General features: G+C 72.2%; 22 protein-coding genes. 7 read left to right on the top strand and 15 right to left on the bottom strand.

Annotation, left to right across the window (positions count from 1 at the left end):
* Nucleotides 1-9 precede the first annotated feature (9 nt).
* The 4 genes from HCN51_RS21305 to HCN51_RS21290 form a co-directional block, all read right to left on the bottom strand.
* Nucleotides 10-723, bottom strand: a complete 714-nt coding sequence (locus HCN51_RS21305; RefSeq protein WP_168011278.1) for a glutamine amidotransferase — start codon at nt 721-723, stop codon at nt 10-12.
* Nucleotides 713-1,942, bottom strand: coding sequence for a Mur ligase family protein (locus tag HCN51_RS21300; protein ID WP_168011277.1), 1,230 nt, complete (start codon nt 1,940-1,942; stop codon nt 713-715). The genes HCN51_RS21305 and HCN51_RS21300 overlap by 11 nt, the downstream gene beginning before the upstream one ends.
* An 87-nt stretch (nt 1,943-2,029) precedes the next feature.
* Entirely contained in the window at nt 2,030-4,876 is a 2,847-nt protein-coding gene (locus HCN51_RS21295; RefSeq protein ID WP_346433733.1) for an ATP-binding protein, read from the bottom strand.
* 179 nt (nt 4,877-5,055) lie between these two features.
* Nucleotides 5,056-6,999, bottom strand: coding sequence for a hypothetical protein (locus HCN51_RS21290; RefSeq protein ID WP_168011275.1), 1,944 nt, complete (start codon nt 6,997-6,999; stop codon nt 5,056-5,058).
* Nucleotides 7,000-7,168: 169 nt separating this feature from the next.
* Between HCN51_RS21290 and HCN51_RS21285 the strand changes: the two genes are divergently transcribed.
* The 3 genes from HCN51_RS21285 (at nt 7,169) to HCN51_RS21275 (ending at nt 9,886) form a co-directional block, all read left to right on the top strand.
* Nucleotides 7,169-7,831, top strand: coding sequence for a DUF4352 domain-containing protein (locus tag HCN51_RS21285; RefSeq protein ID WP_168011274.1), 663 nt, complete (start codon nt 7,169-7,171; stop codon nt 7,829-7,831).
* Nucleotides 7,828-8,472 carry a hypothetical protein gene (locus tag HCN51_RS21280; protein WP_168011273.1) on the top strand — a complete coding sequence of 215 codons (645 nt, stop codon included), beginning with the start codon at nt 7,828-7,830 and terminating at the stop codon, nt 8,470-8,472. Before HCN51_RS21285 ends, HCN51_RS21280 begins: the two co-directional genes overlap by 4 nt.
* Nucleotides 8,473-8,941: 469 nt before the next feature.
* Entirely contained in the window at nt 8,942-9,886 is a 945-nt protein-coding gene (locus HCN51_RS21275; RefSeq protein ID WP_168011272.1) for a hypothetical protein, read from the top strand.
* On the opposite strand, the gene HCN51_RS21270 is transcribed toward HCN51_RS21275, so the two are convergent.
* Nucleotides 9,873-11,114: a hypothetical protein gene (locus HCN51_RS21270; RefSeq protein ID WP_168011271.1), complete on the bottom strand. Its 1,242-nt coding sequence runs from the start codon at nt 11,112-11,114 to the stop codon at nt 9,873-9,875. The genes HCN51_RS21275 and HCN51_RS21270 overlap by 14 nt on opposite strands.
* A 192-nt stretch (nt 11,115-11,306) precedes the next feature.
* Here HCN51_RS21270 and HCN51_RS21265 point away from each other — a divergent pair, with 192 nt between their 5' ends.
* Nucleotides 11,307-11,858, top strand: a complete 552-nt coding sequence (locus HCN51_RS21265; protein ID WP_080043372.1) for a helix-turn-helix domain-containing protein — start codon at nt 11,307-11,309, stop codon at nt 11,856-11,858.
* 323 nt (nt 11,859-12,181) lie between these two features.
* Here HCN51_RS21265 and HCN51_RS21260 read toward each other — a convergent pair whose 3' ends face one another.
* The 10 genes from HCN51_RS21260 to HCN51_RS21220 all read right to left on the bottom strand — a co-directional run bounded on the left by HCN51_RS21260 (nt 12,182) and on the right by HCN51_RS21220 (nt 18,160).
* Complete coding sequence (locus tag HCN51_RS21260; protein WP_168011270.1) at nt 12,182-12,928, bottom strand: methylated-DNA--[protein]-cysteine S-methyltransferase; 747 nt, start codon at nt 12,926-12,928, stop codon at nt 12,182-12,184.
* Entirely contained in the window at nt 12,925-13,485 is a 561-nt protein-coding gene (locus HCN51_RS21255) for an RNA polymerase sigma factor (protein WP_346433732.1), read from the bottom strand. The genes HCN51_RS21260 and HCN51_RS21255 overlap by 4 nt, the downstream gene beginning before the upstream one ends.
* Nucleotides 13,486-13,698: 213 nt before the next feature.
* On the bottom strand, nt 13,699-14,004 hold the full coding sequence (locus HCN51_RS21250; RefSeq protein WP_168011268.1) for a DUF1416 domain-containing protein: 306 nt from the start codon (nt 14,002-14,004) through the stop codon (nt 13,699-13,701).
* A complete protein-coding gene (locus HCN51_RS21245) occupies nt 14,004-14,843 on the bottom strand; it encodes a sulfurtransferase (RefSeq protein WP_080043375.1) in 840 nt (279 codons plus the stop codon). The genes HCN51_RS21250 and HCN51_RS21245 overlap by 1 nt, the downstream gene beginning before the upstream one ends.
* 346 nt (nt 14,844-15,189) lie before the next feature.
* A complete protein-coding gene (locus HCN51_RS63010; RefSeq protein ID WP_350668905.1) occupies nt 15,190-15,273 on the bottom strand; it encodes a putative leader peptide in 84 nt (27 codons plus the stop codon).
* A 78-nt stretch (nt 15,274-15,351) separates the two neighbouring features.
* Nucleotides 15,352-15,687, bottom strand: a complete 336-nt coding sequence (locus HCN51_RS21240; RefSeq protein WP_168011267.1) for a thioredoxin family protein — start codon at nt 15,685-15,687, stop codon at nt 15,352-15,354.
* Between the two features lie 28 nt (nt 15,688-15,715).
* A complete protein-coding gene (locus HCN51_RS21235; protein ID WP_240973110.1) occupies nt 15,716-16,612 on the bottom strand; it encodes an anti-sigma factor in 897 nt (298 codons plus the stop codon).
* Entirely contained in the window at nt 16,612-17,124 is a 513-nt protein-coding gene (locus tag HCN51_RS21230) for a sigma-70 family RNA polymerase sigma factor (protein ID WP_168011265.1), read from the bottom strand. Before HCN51_RS21230 ends, HCN51_RS21235 begins: the two co-directional genes overlap by 1 nt.
* Before the next feature lie 37 nt (nt 17,125-17,161).
* On the bottom strand, nt 17,162-17,827 hold the full coding sequence (locus HCN51_RS21225; RefSeq protein ID WP_168011264.1) for an LmeA family phospholipid-binding protein: 666 nt from the start codon (nt 17,825-17,827) through the stop codon (nt 17,162-17,164).
* An 81-nt stretch (nt 17,828-17,908) separates the two neighbouring features.
* Entirely contained in the window at nt 17,909-18,160 is a 252-nt protein-coding gene (locus HCN51_RS21220) for a MoaD/ThiS family protein (RefSeq protein WP_080043380.1), read from the bottom strand.
* Between the two features lie 176 nt (nt 18,161-18,336).
* Here HCN51_RS21220 and HCN51_RS21215 point away from each other — a divergent pair, with 176 nt between their 5' ends.
* From HCN51_RS21215 to HCN51_RS21205, 3 genes are all read left to right on the top strand, one after another.
* Complete coding sequence (locus HCN51_RS21215; RefSeq protein WP_080043381.1) at nt 18,337-19,029, top strand: response regulator transcription factor; 693 nt, start codon at nt 18,337-18,339, stop codon at nt 19,027-19,029.
* Between the two features lie 109 nt (nt 19,030-19,138).
* Nucleotides 19,139-22,612, top strand: coding sequence for a tetratricopeptide repeat protein (locus tag HCN51_RS21210; RefSeq protein WP_168011263.1), 3,474 nt, complete (start codon nt 19,139-19,141; stop codon nt 22,610-22,612).
* A gap of 69 nt (nt 22,613-22,681) precedes the next feature.
* Complete coding sequence (locus tag HCN51_RS21205; RefSeq protein ID WP_168011262.1) at nt 22,682-23,050, top strand: hypothetical protein; 369 nt, start codon at nt 22,682-22,684, stop codon at nt 23,048-23,050.
* Nucleotides 23,051-23,056 lie beyond the last annotated feature (6 nt).

The following is a 23,056-nucleotide window of genomic DNA, read 5'->3' as shown; positions in this document are numbered from 1 at the left end:
CCCGGTCGATCAGTCTTGCAGGACGGTCGCCAGGCGCTCCTGGCGCAGCGCCTCGTAGCGGGAGTCGTCGAGCGGCGGCAGGTCTCCCACCCGCCACGACAGCAGCAGGTCCGCCAGCGCGGGGTTGCGGGCCAGCGCCGGCCCGTGCAGGTACGTGCCCACCACGTGCCCGGCGTAGCAGCCCTCGAAGCCGTCGCCGTTGCCGACGCCCTTGACCGTCTTCGACAGCGGCCGGACGCCGGGGCCGAGGTGGGTGATGCCCATGTGGTTCTCGAAGCCGGTCAGCGTGGGCAGGTTGAGTGCCGCGTCCACCTCGGCGACCAGCTCGCCCACCGCGCGGGCGGGGCCGCGGGAGCTGGAGATGTCGAGCAGGCCGATGCCCTCGACCGGCTGGCCCTCCTCGCCGCCGAACGTGGTGCCCATGATCTGGTAGCCGGCGCACACCGCCAGCAGCGACGCGCCGCGCGCGATCGCGCGGTGCAGGCCGCCGTCCTTGCGCAGCCGCCGGGCGGCCAGGATCTGCGGGCGGTCCTCGCCGCCGCCGATCAGGTAGATGTCGCCGGTCTCGGGGACGGGGTCGGCCGAGCGGACGTGGATCGTCTCCGTCTCGATCCCCCGGCGCTGCGCCCGCTGCTCCAGGACCAGCACGTTGCCCTGGTCACCGTACGTGCTCATCAGGTCGGGATAGATCCAGACGATGCGAAGGGCGCTGTCAGACGGCACGGCCGAACTCCGATCGGATCTGCTGGAAGGCGGTGTAGTTGGCGATGACGTCCACCCGCCCCGGCGGCTGCATGGCCAGCGCCTCCATGAACGTGCCGCACAACGTGAAGGGCACGTCGGCCACGTCGAGGCGCAGCGCGAGGTCGAGCCGGCGCTCGCCGGTGACGAACACGGGACGGCCGCGCAGGATGCGGTAGTCGACGTCCCACAGCCACGACGTGTCACGCCCGTCGGGGCCCTGCGCGTTGACCGACAGGATGATCGGCAACTGCGGGTCGGCGACGTCGAACGCCTCCAGCCAGCCCGCCGGGTTCTTCGCCAGCAGCAGCCGCGCGTGCCGCCCGTCGCGCTCGACGGTGGTGTAGCGGCCCGCCACCGAGGTCACCTCGCGCAGCCGGGGCAGCGCCCGCTCGACCGGCACCCCGAACGTCTCGGCCACCGCCAGCGCCATCACCGCGTTGGAGCGGTTGGCCTGGCCGGGGAGCTGGATGTCGAGCAGCCAGCGCTGCCCGCGCGGGTCGATCGCCGCGTCGCCGTCGACCACCCACTGCGGCTCCGGACGGTGGAACGTGCACTCCCGGCACGCCCAGTCGGCGTCCTTGCGGTCGAGCGGGCCGCCGCACTCGGGGCAGCACCACGAGTCCTCCTTCCACCGCTGGCCACCCGAGACCCAGGTGACCTTGGCGGCGGTGGAGGCGCCCCACGTGACGAGCGGGTCGTCGCAGTTGGCGATGACGTGGGTGGGCTTGCCGGACAGGGCCTTGCGCCACTTCTGGGCGAGCAGCCAGATCTCGGCGGCGCGGTCCATCTGGTCGCGGCTGAGGTTCATCAGGCAGACGACGCCGGCGCCGGTCGTGGCGAGCACCTCGGGCAGGTATTTCTCATCCACCTCCAGCACGCCGTACGGGGCTCGCTTGTGCTGGGAGAGCGCGGAGACGTGACCGGCGGGCATGTTGGCCCCGAAGGCGTTGGTGGCCACCTCACCGAGCTCCAGCAGCGCCGAAGTGATGAGCCGGGTGGTGGTGGTCTTGCCGTTGGTCGCACTGACCAGGGCCAGCTTGCGGTCGCGGGCGAGCTGGCGCAGGAGGTCGGGCTCCAGCAGCAGGCCGACCCGTCCGCCGATCACCGAGCCGTCGCCACGCCCGGTCATCCTGGACAGCGTGGCGGCGCTGCGGCCCAGGGCACTGGCGAGCTGGGCCCGCAGAGGAAGCTGGGTCATGTGCATGGATCCTAGTCGGCGTTGGCCCCAAGTCTGGAGACACGCGCGAAAACCCGCCCGTTTGCGATCAAGACGCGGTGGCGGCGGTCATGAGCCCGGCGGTTCCGTGAAGGCGATCTCCGGGGAGCCGCCGTGCTCGAACGGCAGCACGAAGCGGCGCGGCCACGACAGCACGCTCTCCAGCCACCCCGCCCCCATCGTCTGCCCCACGTGCCGGATCCTGGCCGAGGACTCGACGCCGATCGCGACCGTCACGATGTCACGCTGCACGCCCTCGTGCTCGTCGTCGCCGAGGATGACCCGCCAGGCCAGCGCCCTGTTGTGGTCCACCTCCATCGACAGCGGGTGGTGGCGCAGGGCCTTGGCGCGGTGGCCGAGCAGCTCGGGCTCTACGGAGCCGTGGCCGCCGCCGGGCTGGCGGAACAGGGCGTACTCCATGGGCGGAGCGGGGCTGCGCAGGTTCGGGGCCGGCTGCCCGTACGGGAAGAGCCGGTCCACCTCGTGCAGCCAGCGCACCTGCGGGATGACCCACGAGGCGCCGGGGCGTTCGCCGCCGCTGTCGGCGCCGGCCAGCAGCCGGGTGGCGGTCTCGGCGGCCTTCTCGGTCAGCAGGGCCGGGTCGAACCAGGTGCGCAGGGCCCAGGCGCGCCGCTGCACCGCCCGTTCGACGAGGGTGGCGAGCAGGCACTCGCGGCGCCGCGCCGGCAGCTCGACCCAGGCGGCCGACAGGGCGCGCGGCACGCCGGGCAGCGGCCGGTTGCCGACGAAGGCCAGCACGACCGTGTCGCACCAGATGCGCAGCCACGCCCATTCGGCCGCGCCGGCCAGCACGTCGGCCTCGCGCAGCTCCACGAGCGTGCACGCCTGCCCCGTACGGCACTGCGCGCCGCAGGCGGCCGAGCGGCGCCCGCGGATCGGCGGCGGCGGCCCCGGCAGCGCCTTCTCCCTGGACTCCCCGAGCGGGACGCGCACCCGCAGCGGCCGGTCCATGCCGTCGGCGAACACCGCCGCCGAGCCCGGCTGCAGCGAGACCACGTGGCGGGACTGCTCGTCGCTGAGGTTCATGGCGGCGCCGACGAGCTGCCGGTCGTCCTCGGCGGGCAGCCGGTGCACGACCTTCAGCGCCGTGTTCTTGACGACGTCGGAGACGAGCTTGGTGGGGATCTGCTCGGCCACCACGATGCCCTCCCCGTACGCCCTGATCTCGGCGAGCATCCCGGCCAGCAGCTCGACGGCGTGGGTGGAGGCCCGGCCGGTGCCGCGGTCGCGCAGCAGCCGGTGCGCCTCCTCGATGACGATGACGTGGCGCAGCCCGCCGGAGCGCTCCCGCCTGGCCCGCATGCGCAGGTGCTCGACAATGCGGATGATCAGGGTGCCCATGAGGAACGCCTTGTCCTCGTCGTTGGCGACGTCCTCGATGGCGAGCACGACCTGGCGCTCCAGCAGGCCGCCGATGTCGGCGGGGTGGCCGCCCTCGAAGAAGCGGCCGGCGGAGCCGACGCGCAGCGAGCGCAGCCGCAGCGAGATGAAGCCCTCCACGTCGGCCTGCACCTCGCGGCCGTAGCCGATCTCCTTGATCACGTCCATGGCGTGCCGCTGGAGCTGTTCGAGGGTGGGGACGCTGGGCGGGACGTTCGAGCCGGGCACGGCGCCGCCGGTGACGACGTCCCAGCCGGTCGCCTCGTAGACGCGTTGCAGCGCCAGCGACATGATCTGCGGGAACGGCTCCTCGGCGTCGAAGGCGGCCATGAACAGCGCCCTGACCATGTCGATGTGCGCCTGGACGGGGTAGCCGGGCTCGGGTTCGAGCGGGTTGACGCTGAACGGCACGCCGTCGGGCGCCGACGGGTTGATCACGGTGACGGGGTCGTCGACGCGGCCGGCCATGGCGGCGTACTCGGACTTGGCCGGCTCGATGGCCAGCCACGGGATGCGGGCCCTGCTGAGCTGCTCCAGCAGGTGCCGCACGGTCTGCGACTTGCCCGAGCCGGTCGCGCCCGTGACGAACGCGTGCCGGTTCAGGGTGGCCAGCGGCACCCGGAACGCGCCCACCCCCCGGTCCTGGCCGTCGAGGATCTCGCCGAGCTCCAGCTCGCCGCCGTCCGACTCGGAGGTCACGTCGAAGAAGCCCGAGTCCAGCACGCGCACGCCGGGCACCTCCCGCCGGGGCAGCCCGGCCAGCGCGGCCAGCGCCCCCGCGGTCGCGGCGAACGGGGCGGCGGCGCCGTCGGCCGGATCCTGCATGGTGATGGCCAGCGCCTCCGTCAGCGTGTACGCGGCGCCGTGCGAGCTGCGCAGCCGGTACGGGTGCTGGCTCATCTCGACGGACCCGACGAGCACGGGCGCGATCTGCCGCAGCTCCTCGGCCGTCGCGCCGCCGGCCAGCACGCGCACGTTCCACAGGCCCGCCTCGCGGAAGGCGTCCAGCTCCTGCATGCGCCGCTCGGCCCGCTCGGCGTCGAAGCGGGAGCGTTCGGAGGCGTCGCCGTACTGCCGCAGCACGTTGAGCTGCGTGCGCAGGTGCGCCACCTCGGCGTCGAGCAGGTCGGTCGGCTCGGCGACGACCAGCCACGCGAACGGCCGCGACATGAGCGTCACCAGCGTCGACTCGAACAGCGTGGGCCGTTTCAGCTCGTCGGGGTCGAACTCGCGCCCCTTGCTGCCCAGCGGCGGCGCCTGCCGCCCCGGGCACGGCGTCCACACCAGGTCCGACAGGTCGGCCAGGTACTCCTCGTTCAGCAGCACCCCGCGCGCGCCGCCCGGGAACAGCAGCGGCTGCGGCCCGCTCGGGTCGTCCGGCAGGTCCGTGGACCTGCGCGGCTGGCGCGGCGGCGACAGCGGGCCCGCGTTCGTGATGAGTTCGAGCGGCGCCCCCGAGCCCCGGGACAACCAGCCGATGACGAACGGCCGGCCACGCTGCGCCGCAGACAGCACCGCGGGAAGCACGGTGACGAAATCCCACTCCGCCGACGAGCTTCGCGAGGGTGCTGCGATCGACTGAATTCGATACCAGGGCCCGCTCAGCGAGACACTCGGCTGCATTTCAATCCCCCACAGACGGTTCTTTGTTAAATTCCGCCAACCGTCAGCTCGTCACGTTGACATTGACCATGTCATTGCCTGCCCTTGCGCCAGTCCAGGCGTGGCGGTGGTGGCCCGAGGTTCGGCGGCGGCTCTCCGTTGCCGTCGCCGGCCCGGGGGTCGAGGGCCAGGACGGCCTCGCGGACGTCCTCCAGCTCGCCGAGCGTGGTCTTGGGGAAGGTGAGGATGGCCGGGTTCGCGTCGGCCAGGCGGACCCGGCGGCCGTCGGCGGTGGCGTCCGTGACGATCACGGACGTCGTGGGGAGCTGCTGGAGCTGGTGCGGCTCGACGAGGAACTCGCGCGAGCGCTGCAGCACGCGCTCCTTCTCGGAGATCTTGTCGGCGGTCCTGCCCCACTCGGTGGACTCGGTGATGTCCTCGGCCAGGTCGGCGCGGTCGCCGTCGTGCTCCTCCCGCTCGTCCTCGACCTGGGAGATGGTGGAGGTGTAGCCGCCGTCCAGGCCCGGCAGCGACTCGCTGATCGTCTCGGTGAGCTGGGCCAGCTCCAGGCGGTGCTCGGTGCCGACGTGCTCGCTGGCGACCCGCGCGTCCTCGGCGTTGCCGAGGCGCATGAACGCGACCGCCGCGTGCCCCCTGCCGAGCCGCTCCCGCACGGTCGGGGTCAGCGACCGGTACGTCAGCACGAGCCCCGTACGGGAGGTCTCGCAGGCGTCCATGAGCCGGTCGAGCACGTCGCCCCTGAGCTTGTCCGCGCCCGCCACGATGATCGTGTGGTACCAGGGCCGGTCGGAGGAGGGCGACTGGCGCAGGATGTGGGTCAGGGCGGTCGCCACGTACGTGCCGAGCACCCGGTTGCCGAACACCCCGGCCTGCCGGTCCATGCTCACCACCCGCAGCCTGGCGGGCGGCAGCCGCACGGCCTCGGTGCCGAGCGTCTCCAGCTTGCGCAGCTGCGACTCCAGCGCCCAGGCCCGCTCGATCACCACCCGGTCGCTCACGCCGCGCCCGAACAGCGTGCCGATGCGTTCCAGCTGCGTCGCCGTGATCAGCCCGAACCGCAGGTCGTCGCGCGGGTCGCCCACCTGCGCCAGCGCCCGCAGCGCGGCGGTGACCTGGCTGATCGTCGCGTTCTCCCCCAGCACCTCCAGGACGCGCTCCAGGATCGCGTTGTCGAAGCTGAGGTCGCGGGTGCTGCGCTGCTCCTCGCTCACGCTCACCACGTGGGCCAGCACGTCCGCGAACGCCTCCGGCTTGAGCGTGGCGCCCAGATCCAGCTTCGGCAGATCGACCGGCAGCACCCACACCAGCGGGTCGTCGCCGCCCTTGCGGGCCAGCTCGATGAGGTCCTTCGCGATCGCGCCCTCCGACAGGTCCAGCACGGTCAGGTGCCCGCCGCTGTAGAGCCGGGTGGCGCCCAGCAGCGTGACCAGCGCGGACCAGCCGGGTAAGGTGCCGCCGGCCACGTCGATGCGGTCGATCTCGTCCGGTACGGCCACCGCGTACCAGGTGAGCTGCCGGTCGTAGCGCTCCTTCGACTCCTGCCACTCCCGGTAGCGCTGGGCGTGCTCCTCCTGGGCGCGGAACAGGTCCTTGTCGCGTTCCCTGCGCTGCCGCTCGTCCCTGGCCTGCTGCTCCAGCACCCGGTACTTCACGGCCCGGTCGCCCTGCAGCAGCGCGTAGCTCAGGATCGCCGCCACGCCGCCCGCGGCGACCAGCGCGACCAGCGCGAACGGCCAGGCCAGGTAACCGGCCAGGGCGGCGGCGAGGATCACCACGGTCAGGGCCAGCATGACCAGGCGCAGGAACCGTACCGGCCGGTTGAGCATGTCCTCCTGCAGCCGCTCGCGGCGCAGCAGCTCCTGCCGGACGGGATCGGGCCCCTCCCGGGGCTCCTCCTCGACGGGCGAGGGACGCTTGGGCGGCGGGCCGGGGTCGGGGTGCAGCAGGATGTACTGCCAGCCCAGGTAGATGCGGTCCGCCTGGAGCTGGGCATGCTCGGGATGCACGTCCGTCACGTGACCCTCCGGCCGCCGATATGTCATGAGGAGTAGGGGTCAGCCCTTCCGCTCCGTGACAGCGTATGAGCTACAACCGCTATAGCGGCAGGGTTCTCGGCAATTTCGACCGGTCCGATGGGAGCATTGCGGCAGATGGGACAAGCGAGACCTATTACCATTCGTACCCATGACGGAACCCTCCGGCGGCAGCACTGACAAGCCCAGACGCCCGGTAGCCGTCCCGGCGATCGCCCTGGTGGCCATCACGGTCGTCGGCATCACCGCGCTGCTGGGCGGTCTGAACGAGGCCCCGGAGGAGCCGGAGACGCTCGGGCCGGGCGCGGTGCTCGACCAGGGCCGCTACACCACCAAGTTCGTCGAGTCACGCGTGACGGTGGAGCGCGCCGACTCCGACTTCGCCGAGGACAAGCGGTTCCTGGAGCTGGTCTTCGACGTCACCAACACGAGCGACAAGACCTCCGGGGTGGGGAGCCCGCCCGCCAAGATCGAGCGCGCCTACCAGGCCGCTGACTTCGCCGGCTCGCTCGTCAAGATCTCCCCGGCGTTCCCCGAGGACGCGGGGCCGTTCAGCTTCGTCCGGGTCAAGGGGGGCGAGAGCCGGCAACTGCACCCCGGGGTCACCCGCCAGGTCATCGTCCGGTACACGCTGAAAGAGGGCCAGCAACCCCCCGACAAGGTCACTCTCGACGTGGGCGCCTTCGAGTACTCCGAAGATCCCGTCGCCGCCGTCCCGCACTGGGAGCTGGAGAGCAAGGAGGCCGGCAAGGGATTCCTGCCCGAGATCAAGGCCCGGGTGGTCCTGCCGGTCAAGAAGGGTGACACGACGTGACCGCAACAGAGCAGGCGCCCGCCGTCGTGCCGTCCCGCCGCGAGAGGCGCGAACAGCGCCGCCAGAGCGGCGGGGCCAGGGCGCTCGGCGCGGTCGCCGGCGTGCTGATGATCGCCGCCGCCGTGTGGGTGCAGTCCCACCACATGACCGACAACGAGTTCAGCGACGCGCTCGTCTACACCGGCGGCAAGGGCGAGGCCGTCGACGCGCGGCGCTTCAGCCTGCGGCTCGAATCCCTCACCACCGCCAAGGCGATCCAGAGCAGCACCACCACCGTCGAGACCGACGAGCTCTTCCTCATCCTCACCGTCAAGGCCAAGTCCGCCGTCAAGCCCTACCACCTCGGGCAGCCGGTGCTGGAGACCGCCGACGGCAAGAAGTTCGACGCCACGGACCGGGTGCCGTCCACCGTGACACTCCAGCAGAAATGGGTGCAGCCGGACATCTGGACCAGCGGCCGGTACTTCTTCGAGGTGCCGGCCTCGGCACTGCCCGGCGCGACCGTCACGTTCGGCCTGCCGGCCAGCTTCATCGTGGAGTCCTACCAACCCTCGGTCGAGATCGACCTCGGCCTCGACGAGGAGGCCGCCAAGAAGCTGGCCGCCGCGCCGCAGAACGTCTACTCGACCGACAAGAAGTGATCGCAGCATGAGTTCGCACGACGAGCGTGACTGGTTCGCTCCCCGGAACGAGAGCCGGCGCGACGAGCGACCGGCGCCGGCGCCCGCACCGCAGCCACCTGAGCCGCAGGAGCCATCGGACCTGCGGCAACCCCCGTCCAGCCCGCAACCGCCGCCCGGCCTGGGCACCTACCCTCCCACCCCGCACCCCGTCCCCCCACCCCACGCGGGTCCGCCGCAGGCCGGCCCGGCTCACGCGGGTCCGGCTCACGCCGCTCCTTGGGGAGCTGATCCGTCGGCGCAAGGCGGGCCTTCCCACGCCGCTCCTTGGGGAGCCGATCCGTCGCATGCGGGGCCGCCCCAGGGCGAGCCGTCGGCCGGGCAGCCGGGGCGGCACGCGCAGGGCGCGCCGCTGCGGCAGCGGCCGGCACGCAGGCATGCCGCGCCGCAGGGGCAGCCGCCGTCCCAGGACCAGCCCGGCTGGCCCGGCGTGCCGGGTTACGGCCCTCAGCCGCCCGCCGGCCGTCCGCCAGGGCAGGGGCGGCAGGCTCCGTCCGACCAGCAGGTCTGGCCTCCCGCGCCCAGGGGCGAGCATCCCATCGGCGCCGCCACCCAGCCCATGCCCGCCGTACGGCCTCCCGCGCCCCTCTACCAGGCGCATCGGGCCGCGCACGGCATCATGCCCCCCACGCCGCACCCGGAGGACCCCGAGCAGACCGTCCCCGCCCCGGCCGCACGACCGGCAGTGCCGGCACCGGCGGCAGCCTCCCAGCACCCGGCCGACCCGGGACAGCCGGTCAGCCCCGGGCAGCCGGCGGACGCCGGGCAACCGGACGCGTCCCAACCCGCGCCCGGAAAGCCGCGGCGAGGGCGCAAGGTCCTGATCGCGGTGGGCGCCGTCGCGGTGTCGCTGCTGATCACGGGGGCCCAGGTCTACGACGGCTACGGCTTCTACGAGGTGCAGACGACGAAGGAGACCAAGGAGATCAGGGTCGCCCCCGGCCAGGCCGCCCAGGTCAACGGCGTCGAGTGGACGGGCTCCGTCAAGCGCATGGAGCCGGCCCCGAAGGACAACGGCGGCTACGGCCCCGAGGTGACCTGGATGCAGGTGGACATCACGAAGAAGGTCGTCGACGAGGCCAGCGCCACCATGACCGCCCTCCCGGCCGAGCTGCGGCTCACGGACCGCGCCGGCCGTACCTGGGTGGTGGAGATCGCGACGACCGTCGAACGGCCCACGGACCGCATGGAGGTGGGCAAGACGTACGAGATCCCGGCGGGCGCCATCGTGCCCACCGCGGTGGCGGACGAGGTGGAGCTGTCGTTCCGGCCGAGCAACTACCGCTCGGACACCCCGACGGAGGACATCTTCAACCGCGAGGCCATCGAGAAGATGCCGAAGGACGTCGAGGTCCTGCGGTTCACACGTCGGTGAGCGGCCGGCCGCTGAGCCGGGCCCTGGTGGCCGCGATGTCGTACGTGGCCGCCAGCAGCGCCATGGTGAGCACGGTCACGACGAGCTCGTGCAGGAAGAACAGGGGCGGCCCCTGGATCACCCACTCCCACTCCGTGCGGGAGCCGACGAGCGTCCGCACCCAGCGGTCGGCGAGCTGGCCGCCCACGTCGAGCGCCACGTAACACAGGCACATCATGCCGAACAGCGGCAGCCCGGCGTTGACGATCATGCGCAGCGAGTTGGCCAGCGGCAGCCAGCGGTCCCGGAACCCGCCCGTCACCTGGTCGAACGACTTCTGCGTCAGATCGTGGGAGCTCTCCAGCCGGTCGACCCCGCGCTCCAGGCGGGTGCCCTTGACGAGGGCGCGGGTCTCGTCGGAGTAGGCGCCGAAGACCAGCATCGCCACGGTGAGCCAGGCCAGCGGCACCGCGACCGCGTCGAGGAACAGCGGCCAGAAGTCGCCGAACGCATCGGTGATCGCCTTCCAGGCCGGCAGGTGCTCCTGCGCCTCGTGCCAGGCGTCCTTCGTGCCGGCCACCACCGTGCGGTGGTCCATCCACTCCGAGCGCGCGTCGGCGATGGCGACGGTGCCGTTGAGGCCGTAGAAGACGAAGGCGAACTCGGAGAAGGCCGCGCCGAAGCCGGCGAACTTCCCCTTGCCCTGCTCCACGAGCTTGGCGAACAGCAGCTTCAGCACGAACGTGACCGCCATCGCCCCGATGGACACCCGCCAGTCGAGGTCGATGAGCCCCCGGCCGACGAGGTTGCCCTCGCCGAAGAACGAGTCGTTCAGCCCTTCCTGCAAGTTGTGGAAGTAGTCCATCTGGATGACTTCTCTGGCGTCCGCGTTCTGGAACCCCCAGGCCAGATAGAGCACCGCGAACGCCGGGGCGACCCGGTCGAGCGCCCTGAAGAAGCGCTCGTCCGCCACCCCGTCGCCGGCTCTGGCGCGCATCTCCCACAGCGCGCCGCGCAGGCTGTAGAGCATGCCGGTGGTGACCGTCAGCGACGCGAGCACGATGATCGTGAGCAGCGTCATCACGATGACCAGGCGGACCTGTCGGGCGTCGCCGTAGGCCACTTCGGTGGCGGCGTACATCAGGACGAACCGCGCCAGCTCCCCCGCCGAGAACCACAGGATCAGCGGCATGGCGCACTTGCCCGCCAGTCGGAGGGCGTGCAGGGGCAGCGAGTACGGGGACGGCATCTGCTGAGCCGGCGTAGGCCCAGGTCGCGGGGGTGCCGTCACACCTGTCGATCCGGACATCTGTGGAATCGTAGCGGTCTGTCCTGTGGAGCGCAGCAGCACCATGCCAAAAGCGCTACTCTCCGCAGATCGATCATGAACGGGCGGCTAACGCGGCCCACAGGCTGGACGAATGTGCGGCAATATGACTGTATGGACCCGCAGCCCGCACTCGACACCGATCCGCGCGTGGTAGGCGATCGGTTGCGGCGGCTGCGGCAGGCGCGCGGGGTCTCGCTCTCCGAGCTGGCCAAACGCGCCGGCATCGGCAAGGCCACGCTGTCGGGCGTCGAGACCGGCACCCGCAACCCCACCCTGGAGACGCTCTGGGCGATCACCGCGCAGCTCGGCGTCCCGATCGGGGCCATCCTCGACGCGCCGCCCGAGCCGCAGATCATGCGCGGCACCGCGATCGAGGCCGAGCTGCTCGAGGTGTTCGAGGACGACCGGGTCACGTACGAGCTCTACCGCGTCCGCATCCCGCCGGGGCTCACCCAGACGTCACCCGCCCACCACGAGGGCGTCAGCGAGCACGTCACGGTCTTCACCGGCACCCTCAGCGCCGGCCCCATCGACGAGCCCCTGACGGCCGGCCCGGGCGACCACATCTCGTGGGTGTCGGACGTGCCCCACGGCTACCGCGCCCACGGCCCCGACGTCGTCCGCGCCACCCTCCTCATGCGCTACCCGACAAAGCCCATCTGAGCCAAGCCCATCTGAGCCTCGTCCGGAGCACGCACAGCCCGCAAGAGGCCCGCCGCGCCTCCCGCCTCCTGCCTCACGCCCCTCCAACCGGCGCCGGGTCGGCGGGACGGTGTGCGTGGAGGTCGGCGCGACGTGTACGGCGACCGCGGTGGCCCGCACGACGGCGGCCGTCCAAGGGCACAGAGGGGCTGGGCTGTGCGCGCACGGTCGGCAGGGGGCAGGGCTGCGCACGCCGCAAGGCGCGCAGGATGGGCGGCACGGGCCGGATGGGCGGATTGGCGGGATGGGATGCGGACGGCGGGCGAGGTGGGGGGTGCCGCGGGTTAGGCGGGGATGTCCTCGGCCGGGCGGCAGGTGCGGCAGGGGCGGTAGCCGGCTGCGCGGGCCTGGGCGACGCTGCGGAAGCCGTGCCGGTGCGCCGGGGTGATGCGGCGGGCGTTGTGGCAGGTCGGGAAGCACACTACGCCGGTCGTGTCGCTGGCCAGGTAGAACACGCGCTCCCCCGCCAGCCCTCGGAGCCGGTTCAGGTCCACGCCTTCGGCGAGCAGGAGGCGTTCCTTGGCCGTGGTGCCGAAGACGTAGTCGCCGACGGCGCCGTCGGAGCGGGTGACCCGGTGGCAGGGGATGAGCAGGGGGACGGGGTTGCGGCCCAGGGCGGTGCCGACGGCGCGTACGGCCCGGGGGGAGCCGATGCGGGCGGCGATCCAGGAGTAGGGGCGGACCTCGCCTCGCGGGATGGCGCGGGTGGCCTCCAGCACGGCGCGCTGGAAGTCGCTGAGGCCGCGCAGGTCGAGCCGGAGGCCGGACAGGCGGCCGGTGCGGAGGGCGGGGAGCAGGCCGGCGGGCGGGCGGGCGGCGGGCAGCAGGGGGCGGCCGAAGCGTTCCCTGAACGCCTGTGTGAAGCCGTCGCCGGCGTGCACGTAGGCGATGCCGTGGTCGGTGTAGGCCACCGTCAGCTCGCCGATGGGCGCCGGCACGCGGACCCAGCGGGCCGCGATCCGGTCGAGCAGGCTCTCCGGCGGCTCCGCGGCGAGTGCCGCGAGTCCGGTGAGCAGGGGATCCTGAGTCATCGGGCACCTCCTAGTGCGCGTAGCCGCCTCAGCCCTCGTGACACGTGTGATTTGACCGTGCCCTGGGGGATCTTCAGTACGGTGGCGATCTCGCTGACCGGCAGGTCCACGACGTGCCTGAGCACGACGGCGGCGCGTTGCTCGTCGGGGAGCTGCCCGAGCAGGGCGGCGAGCTCGTCGCCGGTCTCGTGGCGGACCGCGGCCGCCTCGACGCCTTCGCCGGGGTCGGCCTCCTCCACCGGCTCCTCCACCAGGTCGGTGGGCGGGCGGCGGGATTTGGCGCGGGCGCAGTTGCGCCAGACGTTCATGAGGATCGTCATCAGCCAGGCGCGCGGCTGCAGCCCGGCGATGCGCTCGGGTGAGTAGCCGGCCAGGGCCCGGTACGCGCGCAGGAACGCCTCGGCGGTGTAGTCCTCGGCGTCGGCCCAGCGCCCGCTCAGCCGCAGCGCGGTCGAGAAGACCAGGCCGCGGTAGGCGCCGTACAGCTCGGCGAAGCCCTCGTCGAGGTCGTCGAGCAGCGCCTTGCGCACCGGGTCGGGACAGTCGGTTTCAGCCACGTCTATGACAACACCGCCACGCGCCGACCGGTTGCACCCCGGTTCGCCCAACGCGGCCCGCCCAAGAGCCCCCGACCCGTTGCACCCCGGCCCGTCCACCGCGGCCCGCCCAAGAGCCCCCGGCCGGTTGCGCCCCGGGCTCACCCGTGGCATGCGGAAAGGCCCGCGTCCCCCAACACGGGAGAACGCGGGCCTCTGCGGTCTTCGCGGTGCTCAGACGGCCACCGCGAGCTGGGCGACCTCGCCCAGCTTGGCCTGCACCTGCACGTCGCGGGTGACGCCGCCGCCCGCGATGATGCGGACGGTCCAGTCGCCGGGCGCGGCGAAGAAGCGGAAGATGCCGTCGTCGGAGACGACGACCTCGCCGGTGAACTCACCGGAGTGGTCGAGCAGTCGTGCGTACGCCGTGCCGGCGCCGGTGACGACGCCCTGGATGACGGCCTGGTTGGTCAGATCGATCCCGGCGGGCAGCGCGATGGTCTGCTCCGGCGCTCCGCACCCCTGTGCTGCAGTCGACATTAGCGGGCCTCCCCAAGCTCGATCGGCACGCCCACGAGCGAGCCGTACTCGGTCCACGAACCGTCGTAGTTCTTCACGTTGGACTGCTCGAGCAGCTCGTGCAGCACGAACCAGGTGTGCGCGGAGCGCTCGCCGATGCGGCAGTAGGCGATGGTGTCCTTGCCGAAGTCGACGCCGGCCTCCTGGTAGAGGGCGCGCAGGTCGTCGTCGGACTTGAAGGTGCCGTCGTCGTTGGCCGCCTTGGACCACGGGATGTTGCGGGCGGTGGGCACGTGGCCGCCGCGCTGGGCCTGCTCCTGCGGGAGGTGGGCCGGGGCGAGCAGCTTGCCGGTGAACTCGTCGGGCGAGCGCACGTCGACGAGGTTGAGCTTGCCGATGGCGGCGACGACGTCGTCGCGGAAGGCGCGGATCGCGGAGTCCTGCTCCTTGGCGACGTACTGGGTCTTGGCCCGCTGCGGTACGTCCTTGACCAGCTCGCGGGAGTCGAGCTCCCACTTCTTGCGCCCGCCGTCGAGCAGCTTCACGTTCTCGTGGCCGTACAGCTTGAAGTACCAGTACGCGTAGGCGGCGAACCAGTTGTTGTTGCCACCGTAGAGGACCACGGTGTCGTCGTTGGAGATGCCACGGTCGGACAGCAGCGCCTCGAAACCGGTCTTGTCCACGAAGTCGCGACGCACCGGGTCCTGCAGGTCGTTGCGCCAGTCGACCTTCACGGCGCCACGGATGTGGCCCTTGTCGTAGGCGCTGACGTCCTCGTCGACCTCGACGAGCACGACTCCGGGGGTGTCGAGGTTGGCCTCGACCCAGTCGGCGTCCACCAGGGCGGCGGAGCGGCTCATTTGGATACCTCCATGTTGGCAGCGGGCAGTAGTCGGCGAATGAGCAGGTACGTTTCGCAGCCGAGGCAAGATCCGATGGCTGCGTTGAGGAAGGCGGGGTGACCTTCCGATCGCTCCGGACGAGCGCCTTGGAGAGCATCGCGGACGGCGAGCGGTGGAACGCTCCGGGCGCGAGGACCACGGCCTGGACGGCGAGCAGCCTGAAGCCCTCCGTCACGGGGACGGAGGCGGGGACCAGGGTGGGTGGTGGCCGCGCCGGAACGCAGCGCTCTTGGGTAGGCACGCATCGCGGGATGCTCCTGAAGGGTCGATTGGGGCGGATCGAAAAGTCCGCGCGAGATCGTCCTCAGGCAGCGCGACAGAGCGCAGTGGCGACGCGGCAGAAGTCAACCGCGCGCCGCTTCGTCAGCAGCTCTGTCGATGGGTTCATGGCGACGACACTACTCGGCGTCTCGTCATCTGTCACATCTCGTCCGGTTGGTGAGACGACTTGTGAGACGGCTCACAGTCATGACGCGGGTACGGCGGCCGCGAGAGCGGCGAGGACGGCGGCCTTGCGCGGCTGCCCCGACGCGATCTTGACGATGCCGCCGGCCGCGTCGAGCACGAGCACGGTGGGGGTGCTGGTGATGCCGAGCCTGCGGACGAGGTCGAGCCGGGACTCGGCGTCGATCTCGACGTGGCGCACGCCGGGCACGAGCGCGCTCACGTCGGCCAGCACGCGCCGGGTGGCCCGGCACGGCTGGCAGAACGCGGTGGAGAACTGCACCAGAGTGGCCCGCTGGCCCAGCTCGGAGCCGAGGTCGGCGGCGGACAGCCGGCCGCCGCCGGCATCGGTCGTCATGCTTCAGTGCAACCGCGCGGCGGGCCCGTTACTTCCCTCGGGCGGTCGCCGTCATGGCCACCTTGACGAGCGGCCTGCCCGAGCCGTCGACGATCTCGAAGCGCCGGATCCGCTCCAGGGCCGTCGCGCTCTGGTAACGGAAGATCTTCCCGCTGTCGTAGTCCTGCTGGCGGATGGTCCAGGTGCCCGCGCGCTCGCGCCGCCCGTCGGTGCCGACGACGACGAGGCTGCAGGTGGTGCCGACCGGCACGCCGTTGACGTGCACGCCGACGGCGGTGCCCGCGGCGGCGGGCCGGACGAGCACGGTGGCGTAGTAGTCGAGGCGCTCGTTGTCGCCGTGGAAGGCGAGCTCGTCGGTCGCGCGCGCCCGCGCGCTGGGCCGCAACTGGGAGTCCGACGCGCTGTCGGGGACGGCCGGGCTCTGGGACGGCTCCACAGCGCTCTGGGACGGTTCGGCGGCGCTCTGGGACGCCTCCGCGGTGCTCTTGGGTTTGGCCTGCTCCTGGGCGTACCCGCTCTGGTCGCGCAGCAGCTCGGGCGGCGCCTGCGACGACGCGGGCTGGGGAGCCCCCGCCGCGCTCGTCGAGCCCCCGCCGGAGCCGGTCGCGATCGTCGTCCACACGGTGCCGCCCACGACCAGGACGGCCGCCGCGGCGGCCACGGACAGCAGGACGCGGCCCCGTCTGGTGCGCTTGACCCGGTCTTTCAGCAGCCGGTCGAGCACGCGGCGCGGCGGGCTGGCCACCAGCTCGACGTCCCGTTCCGACACCTTGCCCAGGAAGGCGCCGACACCCTCCAGCTCCAGCAGCTCGGCGCCGCACGCCTCGCAGGTTGCCAGGTGGTTGTCGACCTCCAGCGCCTCTTCCTCGTCGAGCGCGCCCAGGGCGTGCGCGCCCAGCGAGATGCGGACCTCCTCGCAGGTCATCACGGTGCCAGCCCCCGTTCCTCGAGCGCCAGCTTGAGCGCGCGCAGCGCGTAGTACGTGCGGGACTTGACCGTGCCCGGCGGTACGCCCAGCGTCGCCGACGCCTCCTTCACCGATCGTCCCCGGTAGTAGACCTCCAGGAGCACCTCGCGATGCTCGGACCGCAGCGCGGCCAGCGCCTCGGCCACGGCCCACGACTCGACGGCGCGCTCCAGCTCGTCGTCGGCCGGCAGGACCGCCAGCGCCTCGTCGCCGGTCTCGGGCGGCCTGGCCTTCTTGGCGCGGTGCTGGTCCACGACGAGGTTACGGGCCACCGTGAACAGCCACGCGCGGATGGGCCGGCCGGACATCGCCTCGGGGTGCCGCCAGGCTCGCAGCAGCGTCTCCTGGACGACGTCCTCGGCCCGCCCGGAGTCACCGGTCAGTCGCAGAACGTAGCCGTAGAGGGGCCCGGCGTGCTCGTCGAAGAGGGTCTTCACGAGTTCCTCGTCGGCGGTACCGGCTGTGCTCACGCCCTCATCACGTATGGCGGGCCGGAGCGGTTCAGCGTCATCCACGGATGGGCACGTCAGACGCTTCGGCCGAGAACTCGAGCCCTTCGGCCACGCTCTTGACCCCGGTCACCTTCACGTCGAAGGGCAGCTTGCCCTGGAACGGGATGGTGTAGGAGATCAGCCGGGCGACCTGGTCGGGCACGCCCTGGATCTTCTCCGCCTGGAGCTTGATCCCCCCGTCGGCGAGCTCGACGCGCATCTCGGCGTTGAACTTCACCTTGTTCACCCCCATCGTGACCTCGCCCGACGCCGTGAGCCGCCGCCCGTTGCCGCCGATCTTGACGCCTTGGGGGGCGTACTTGTCGATGGTGGCCCTGGTGAGGGTGCCACTGATGGTCACGCGACCGGCCCGGATGTTGGGTCTGTTCTGGATGATGTCGGCCAGGGGGGCCGTCACGTCGTAGGCGGCGCCCCGCAGGTTCTTCACCGGCACGTCCCCGTAGGTGAACGTGCCGAGATTGAACCGTACCTCCGGATAGCGGCCGGAGACCGCCTGGGTGAGAAATGGGATGCCCTCAATTGTCACCGTCGGCGTTCCGGAGAGGTCGGCCGTCGCCGCGATGCGGTTGGCGAGATCGCGCTCGACGCCGGCCACGGCGACGCGATCGACGGCGACAAGGAGAATGACGAGCACGATCAGAAATACGATCAGCTTGCGCATGGGGCTCCCTGTCTCGAGCGGGGGGTCATGAGACTACCGACAGCACTGCCCCATTCCCTCGTGGATCAAGCAATCACCTGTTCAGCCGCCCGCGAAGGGCGGCAGCACCTCGACCGTGGCGCCGTCGGCGAGAACCACCTCGTCATGGGCCCGCTTGCCGACAGGGGAGCCGTCCACGAGGAACGAGCATCGTCGCACGACCCGCGCCAGCTCTGGCCGGGTTTGTGTGATTTTCGTCATGAGTTCACCAAGAGTGACCGCTTCGAACGGTTCCTCGGCCACTCCCGCCGCTTCCTTGGCAGCCGCCCAATAACGCACTTTTCCCATGGCCATGCCTTGCCTCACAATCCTTTCCACACTATTGTGCGCCGCCCTTAACGAGGTTGTTCCAGGAGACGCGCTGTTCACCTGCCGGACGCGCAATGGACGCGACTTACTCGTGGGATATCCTCACTCACAGGACCTGGGCGACGTAGCCCCCGGGTCCTTGCGTGTTTGAGGAGGCCGTAATGAGCAACCTGCTCCTGCTGACCAACGCCCTCGAGCCGTCCGCCGAGGTGCTACCGGCGCTGGGGTTGCTGCTCCACTCGGTCCGTGTCGCCCCGGCGGAGGCGTCCGCCCTCATCGACACCCCTCCCTCCGACGCCGTCATCGTCGACGCGCGCAAGGAGCTCGTGCAGGCCAAGAGCCTGTGCCGGTTGATCCGCACCACCGGCATCGACTGCCCGCTCCTGGTGATCGTGACCGAGGGCGGGCTGGCCGCGATGACCGCCGAGTGGGGCGTCGACGACGTCCTGCTCGACAGCGCCGGCCCGGCCGAGGTGGAGGCCCGGCTGCGCATGGCCATCGGCCGCATCTCGCAGGCCGCCGCCGAGGACGTGCCCGACGAGATCCGCAGCGGCGACCTGTCGATCGACGAGGCCACCTACACGGCGCGGCTGCGCGGCCGCGTGCTCGACCTCACGTTCAAGGAGTTCGAGCTGCTCAAATACCTCGCCCAGCACCCCGGCAGGGTGTTCACCCGCGCGCAGCTCCTCCAGGAGGTGTGGGGCTACGACTACTTCGGCGGCACCCGCACGGTCGACGTGCACGTGCGGCGGCTGCGCGCCAAGCTCGGCACCGAGTACGAGTCGCTGATCGGCACGGTGCGCAACGTCGGCTACCGCTTCGTGCCCGACCGGGCCGACACCGCCAACGTCTGATTGACAGCGGGTTCCCGCTGCGCTGCACTGATGTGACAGGTCGTCCGACGAACTGTTTCGTGCCTGTCATGCCGAGGACACCGCCGTCCTAAAAGGGGGTGGTGTCCTGGTGAGTCTCTTCCGGTCGCTGGTCGACGAGGGCGCCCGTCCGCGCGTCTACCACCGCAACGAGACGATGTGCTCGCCGTCGCGCGCCGACCACCACGTCTACGTGATCGAGTCGGGCTACGCCCGCGAGTACACCCCGGCGGGCGGGCGCGAGGCCGTGCACGACCTGCGGGGCCCCGGCGACCTCGTCGGCGAGCTGGCCTTCTGGAGCCCCGCCGACCGCGTCAGGATCGACGCACTGACCGAGGTCCGCGCCTGGCCCATCGACCTGCGGCGGCTGCGCGAGCACGCCTCCGCCGCCCCGGCCGTCGCGACCGCGCTGGTGCAGGAGCTGTTCGCCAGGAACGTGGCCGCGCGCCGGCACGAGGCGCTGGCCCGCGCCCCCGTCGCCGCCCGGCTGGCCGTGTGGCTGCTGCACCTGGACGAGCGGTACGGGCTGGGCTCCGAGCACGCGCCGCCGCTGACCATGGAGACGCTGGCCGACCTGGTCGGCAGCTCCGCCGACGTGGTGCAGCGGCAGATCACGCAGTGGGCGCAGCGCGGCTGGCTGGTACGGCTGCGCTACCGGCGGCTGCGCATCGCCGACCCGTCCGCGCTGCGCGGGGCGGCCGGGAGCTGGGAGCACCTGTCGGCGCCGTGGGCCGGGCGGGTGACCCCGTTCCTGGTACGTCCGAGCGGGCCGGCCGACCTCCTGCCCGTGGGCGAGGTGCCCAAGCCGCGCCAGCTCCCCGCCGACATGCCCGACTTCATCGGCCGGCAGCGCAGCCTCGACCTGCTCACCGCCTGGCTGGAGCGGCCCCGGCGGACGAACACCATGGTCGTGCAGGGCCTGCCGGGCGTCGGCAAGACCGCGCTGGTGACGCACTGGGGCCACCTGCACGCCGACCGGTTCCCCGACGGGCAGATCGTGATCGACCTGCGCGGGCAGTCGCCGAGCCAGCCGCCGATGAGCACCGTGGAGGCGCTGGGGCAGATCCTGCGCTCGCTCGGCCTCGGCGAGCCCGCCTCCGACGAGGCCGAGCTGATGCTGCTCTACCGCAGCAGGATCGCCGGGCGGAAGCTGCTGCTCATCCTCGACAACGCCGCTGACCCGGCCCAGGTGCGGGCGCTGCTGCCGGGCGGCAGGGACTGCGTGGTGCTGGTGACGAGCAGGACCCGGATGGCGCCGCTGCGCGCCACCGGGCACGCCGACCTGATGGACCTGCCGGTGCTCGACCCGGGCAACGCGGTGGCGCTGCTGATCGCGGTGCTCGGCGAGGACTCGCCGCAGGCCGCCGACCGCGACGCGCTGGCGGAGCTGGCGCGGGTGTGCTCCTACCATCCGTTCGCGCTGCGCATCTCGGCCGCGAAACTGGCCGAGAACCCGGGGCTGAGCGTGCAATCGCGGGCTCAGGAACTGCGCCGCCCCGACCGGCCGCTGGTGGGCGATCCCGAGGAGGCGTTCACGCAGGCGCTCAACCTGGCGTACGAGTCGCTGACGCCGGTGCAGCGGCGGGCGTTCCGGCACGTCGGGCTGCTGCCGGGGCGGGACTTCACGCCGGAGGTGCTGGCCGCGGCGCTGGGCGTGCCGGTGAGCGAGGCCGTGGTCGCGGTGGAGGGGCTGCACCGGGCGTATCTGGTGGAGCCGCTGCCGGGGCCCCGCTACCGCGTGCACGACCTGGTCAAGCGGCTGGCTCGGGAGCTGGGCCGGCACGCCGAGGCGGGCGTGCGGGAGGCGCGGGCGCGGCTGCTCGACCACTACCTGGCGGTGGCGACCGACCCGGCGACGCCGCGCGAGTGGTTCGAGGCCGAGCGGCGCTCGCTGGTCTCCGCCGTGCGGCTGGCCGGGGAGAGCGGCGCGCACGGCATGGCGTGGCGGCTGGCGGAGGCGGTGTTCGAGCCGTTCCGCCGGCTGCGCTTCTACGAGAACAACCTGGAGGTGCAGCAGGGCGGCCTGACCTCGGCCATGCAGGTGGGCAACCGGCGGGCCGTGGCGCTCATGCGCAGCCGCCTGGGCACCCTGCACCGCGACATCGGCCCCTCCACGCTGGCCGCCCGGCTGATCGGCGAGGCGCTGACGGACTACGCCGAGCTCGGCGACCGCGAGGGCCAGGCCCGCGCGCTGAACGAGCTGGCCGAGGTGCACGGCATCGCCGGCAACAGCGAGGACGCGCTGCGCTACGCCGGCCAGGCGCTCGACCTCTACAAGGAGATCGACGACCCGGCCGGGGTGGCGGGCTGCCTGCACACGCTGTCGCGCCTGCACTTGTCGCAGGAGCGGTACGAGGCGGCGCTGCACCACGCCGGCCAGGCCCTGGAGCTGCGCGAAGAGCTCGGCGACCGGCGCGGCACCGCGCAGAGCCTGATCATCCTCGCGACCGTGCAACGCAACCTGGGCGAGCCCGACGCCGCGCTGTCGGAGGGCCTGGAGGCGCTGTCCATCTGCCACGAGCTGGGCGACGAGCACGCCGAGGCCGAGACGCTGCTGTGCCTGGCCGAGATCTACGACCTGCTCAGGCTGCCGCACGACGCCCGGCGCGACGCCGAGCGGGCGCTGGCCGGCTACACCGCCACCGGCGACCAGTACGGCTGCGGCCGGGCCCTGTGCGCGCTGGGCCGCATCGCCCGCAACGGCTCCCGCTACGACGAGGCCCTGTCCTCCTACGAGCAGGCCCTGTCCATCCAGGTCGAGCTGCACCACGAGCAGGGCAAGGCCGAGACGCTCGGCGACATCGGGCTCGTGCACTGGCGGCTGTCGGACTACCTGCGGGCCGACGAGTACCTGAGCCAGGCGCTGGCGATCAGCCGGGTCATCAGCGACGGGCCCGTCGAGGCCCGCATGCTCAACCGGCTCGCCCGCGTGCGGCGGCGGCAGGGCCGGCCGCAGGTGGCCTTCGTGTACGCGCTCGAAGCCCTGGACATCGTGCAGGGCCTGGGCAACCGCCGGGTCGAGGCCGACGTGCAGGAGACGCTGACGTACACGTACCTGTCGCTGGGGCAGCACAGGGCGGCGCTGCGGGCGGCCAGGGCCGCGCTGGCGATCAGGGAGGAGCTGCGCGACAACCGGGGCAGCGCGCTGCTGTCGATGGCGCAGGCGCTGCTCGCCGCCGGCCGGTCGGCGCAGGCTCTGGAGCCGGCCAGGGAGGCGGTCGAGCTGCAGCACGAGAGCGGCACCCGCGACCGGTGGGCGGCGGCGCTCACCACGCTCGCCCTCGTGCTGCTGGACCTCGACCGGGCCGGCGAAGCCCTCGTGCACGCCCGGCAGGCCAGGGACACGCACCGGGAGTGCGGGACGCGCCGCGACCTCGGCTGCGCGCTGCGGGCGCTGGGGCTCATCTCGGCCCGGCTCGGCCACCGCGCGGCCGCCGTCGCCTACCTGCGCGAGGCCGTGCGCACGCTGGAGGACGTGGGGGACGTCTTCGAGGCCAGGCAGGTGGCGGAGGAGCTGCGGCTCCTGCACGAAACGCCGACAAAAGTCGTCAAATCCCGCGCCTGAGGTCGCAGATCTTTTCCCGCTCATCCCGTTGGCTAGGGACTTCAGCTACCCCCAGCGGAGGTGATCCGGATGCTCAAGAACCATCTGCGTCGAGACCTTCAGTGGCTCAAGCGCCAGGCGCGCAAGGACAGGCGGATCACCACCGCGCTGCTCGCCGGGCTGCTCGGCGCCTGGGCCCACCAGCTTCCCGCCGCCTGGTCGGCCCCGTCCTCGCCGGTGCTGCTCGCCCTGTCGGCCGCGCTCGCCATGGGGTCGGCGGGGGCGTGGCTGCTGGGCGCGTACTTCGTCTCGCGCAGCCTGCGGGTGCCGCGGGAGCCGGCCGAGGAGCTGCGGTGGATCGCGCGGATCAGCAGGGGCAAGGAGTGGGCGTTCTGCTCGCTCTTCGCGTACATGGCCTGGTGGCTGCTGCACTTCCTGGCCGCGCTCGTGCTCGGCTAGAAGCGG

The sequence above is a fragment of the Nonomuraea composti genome (assembly GCF_012034275.1).
Taxonomy (GTDB): Bacteria; Actinomycetota; Actinomycetes; order Streptosporangiales; family Streptosporangiaceae; genus Nonomuraea; species Nonomuraea composti.
The sequence above is the reverse complement of the archived record's forward strand: the minus strand, read 5'-3'. Positions and strand labels throughout refer to the sequence as shown.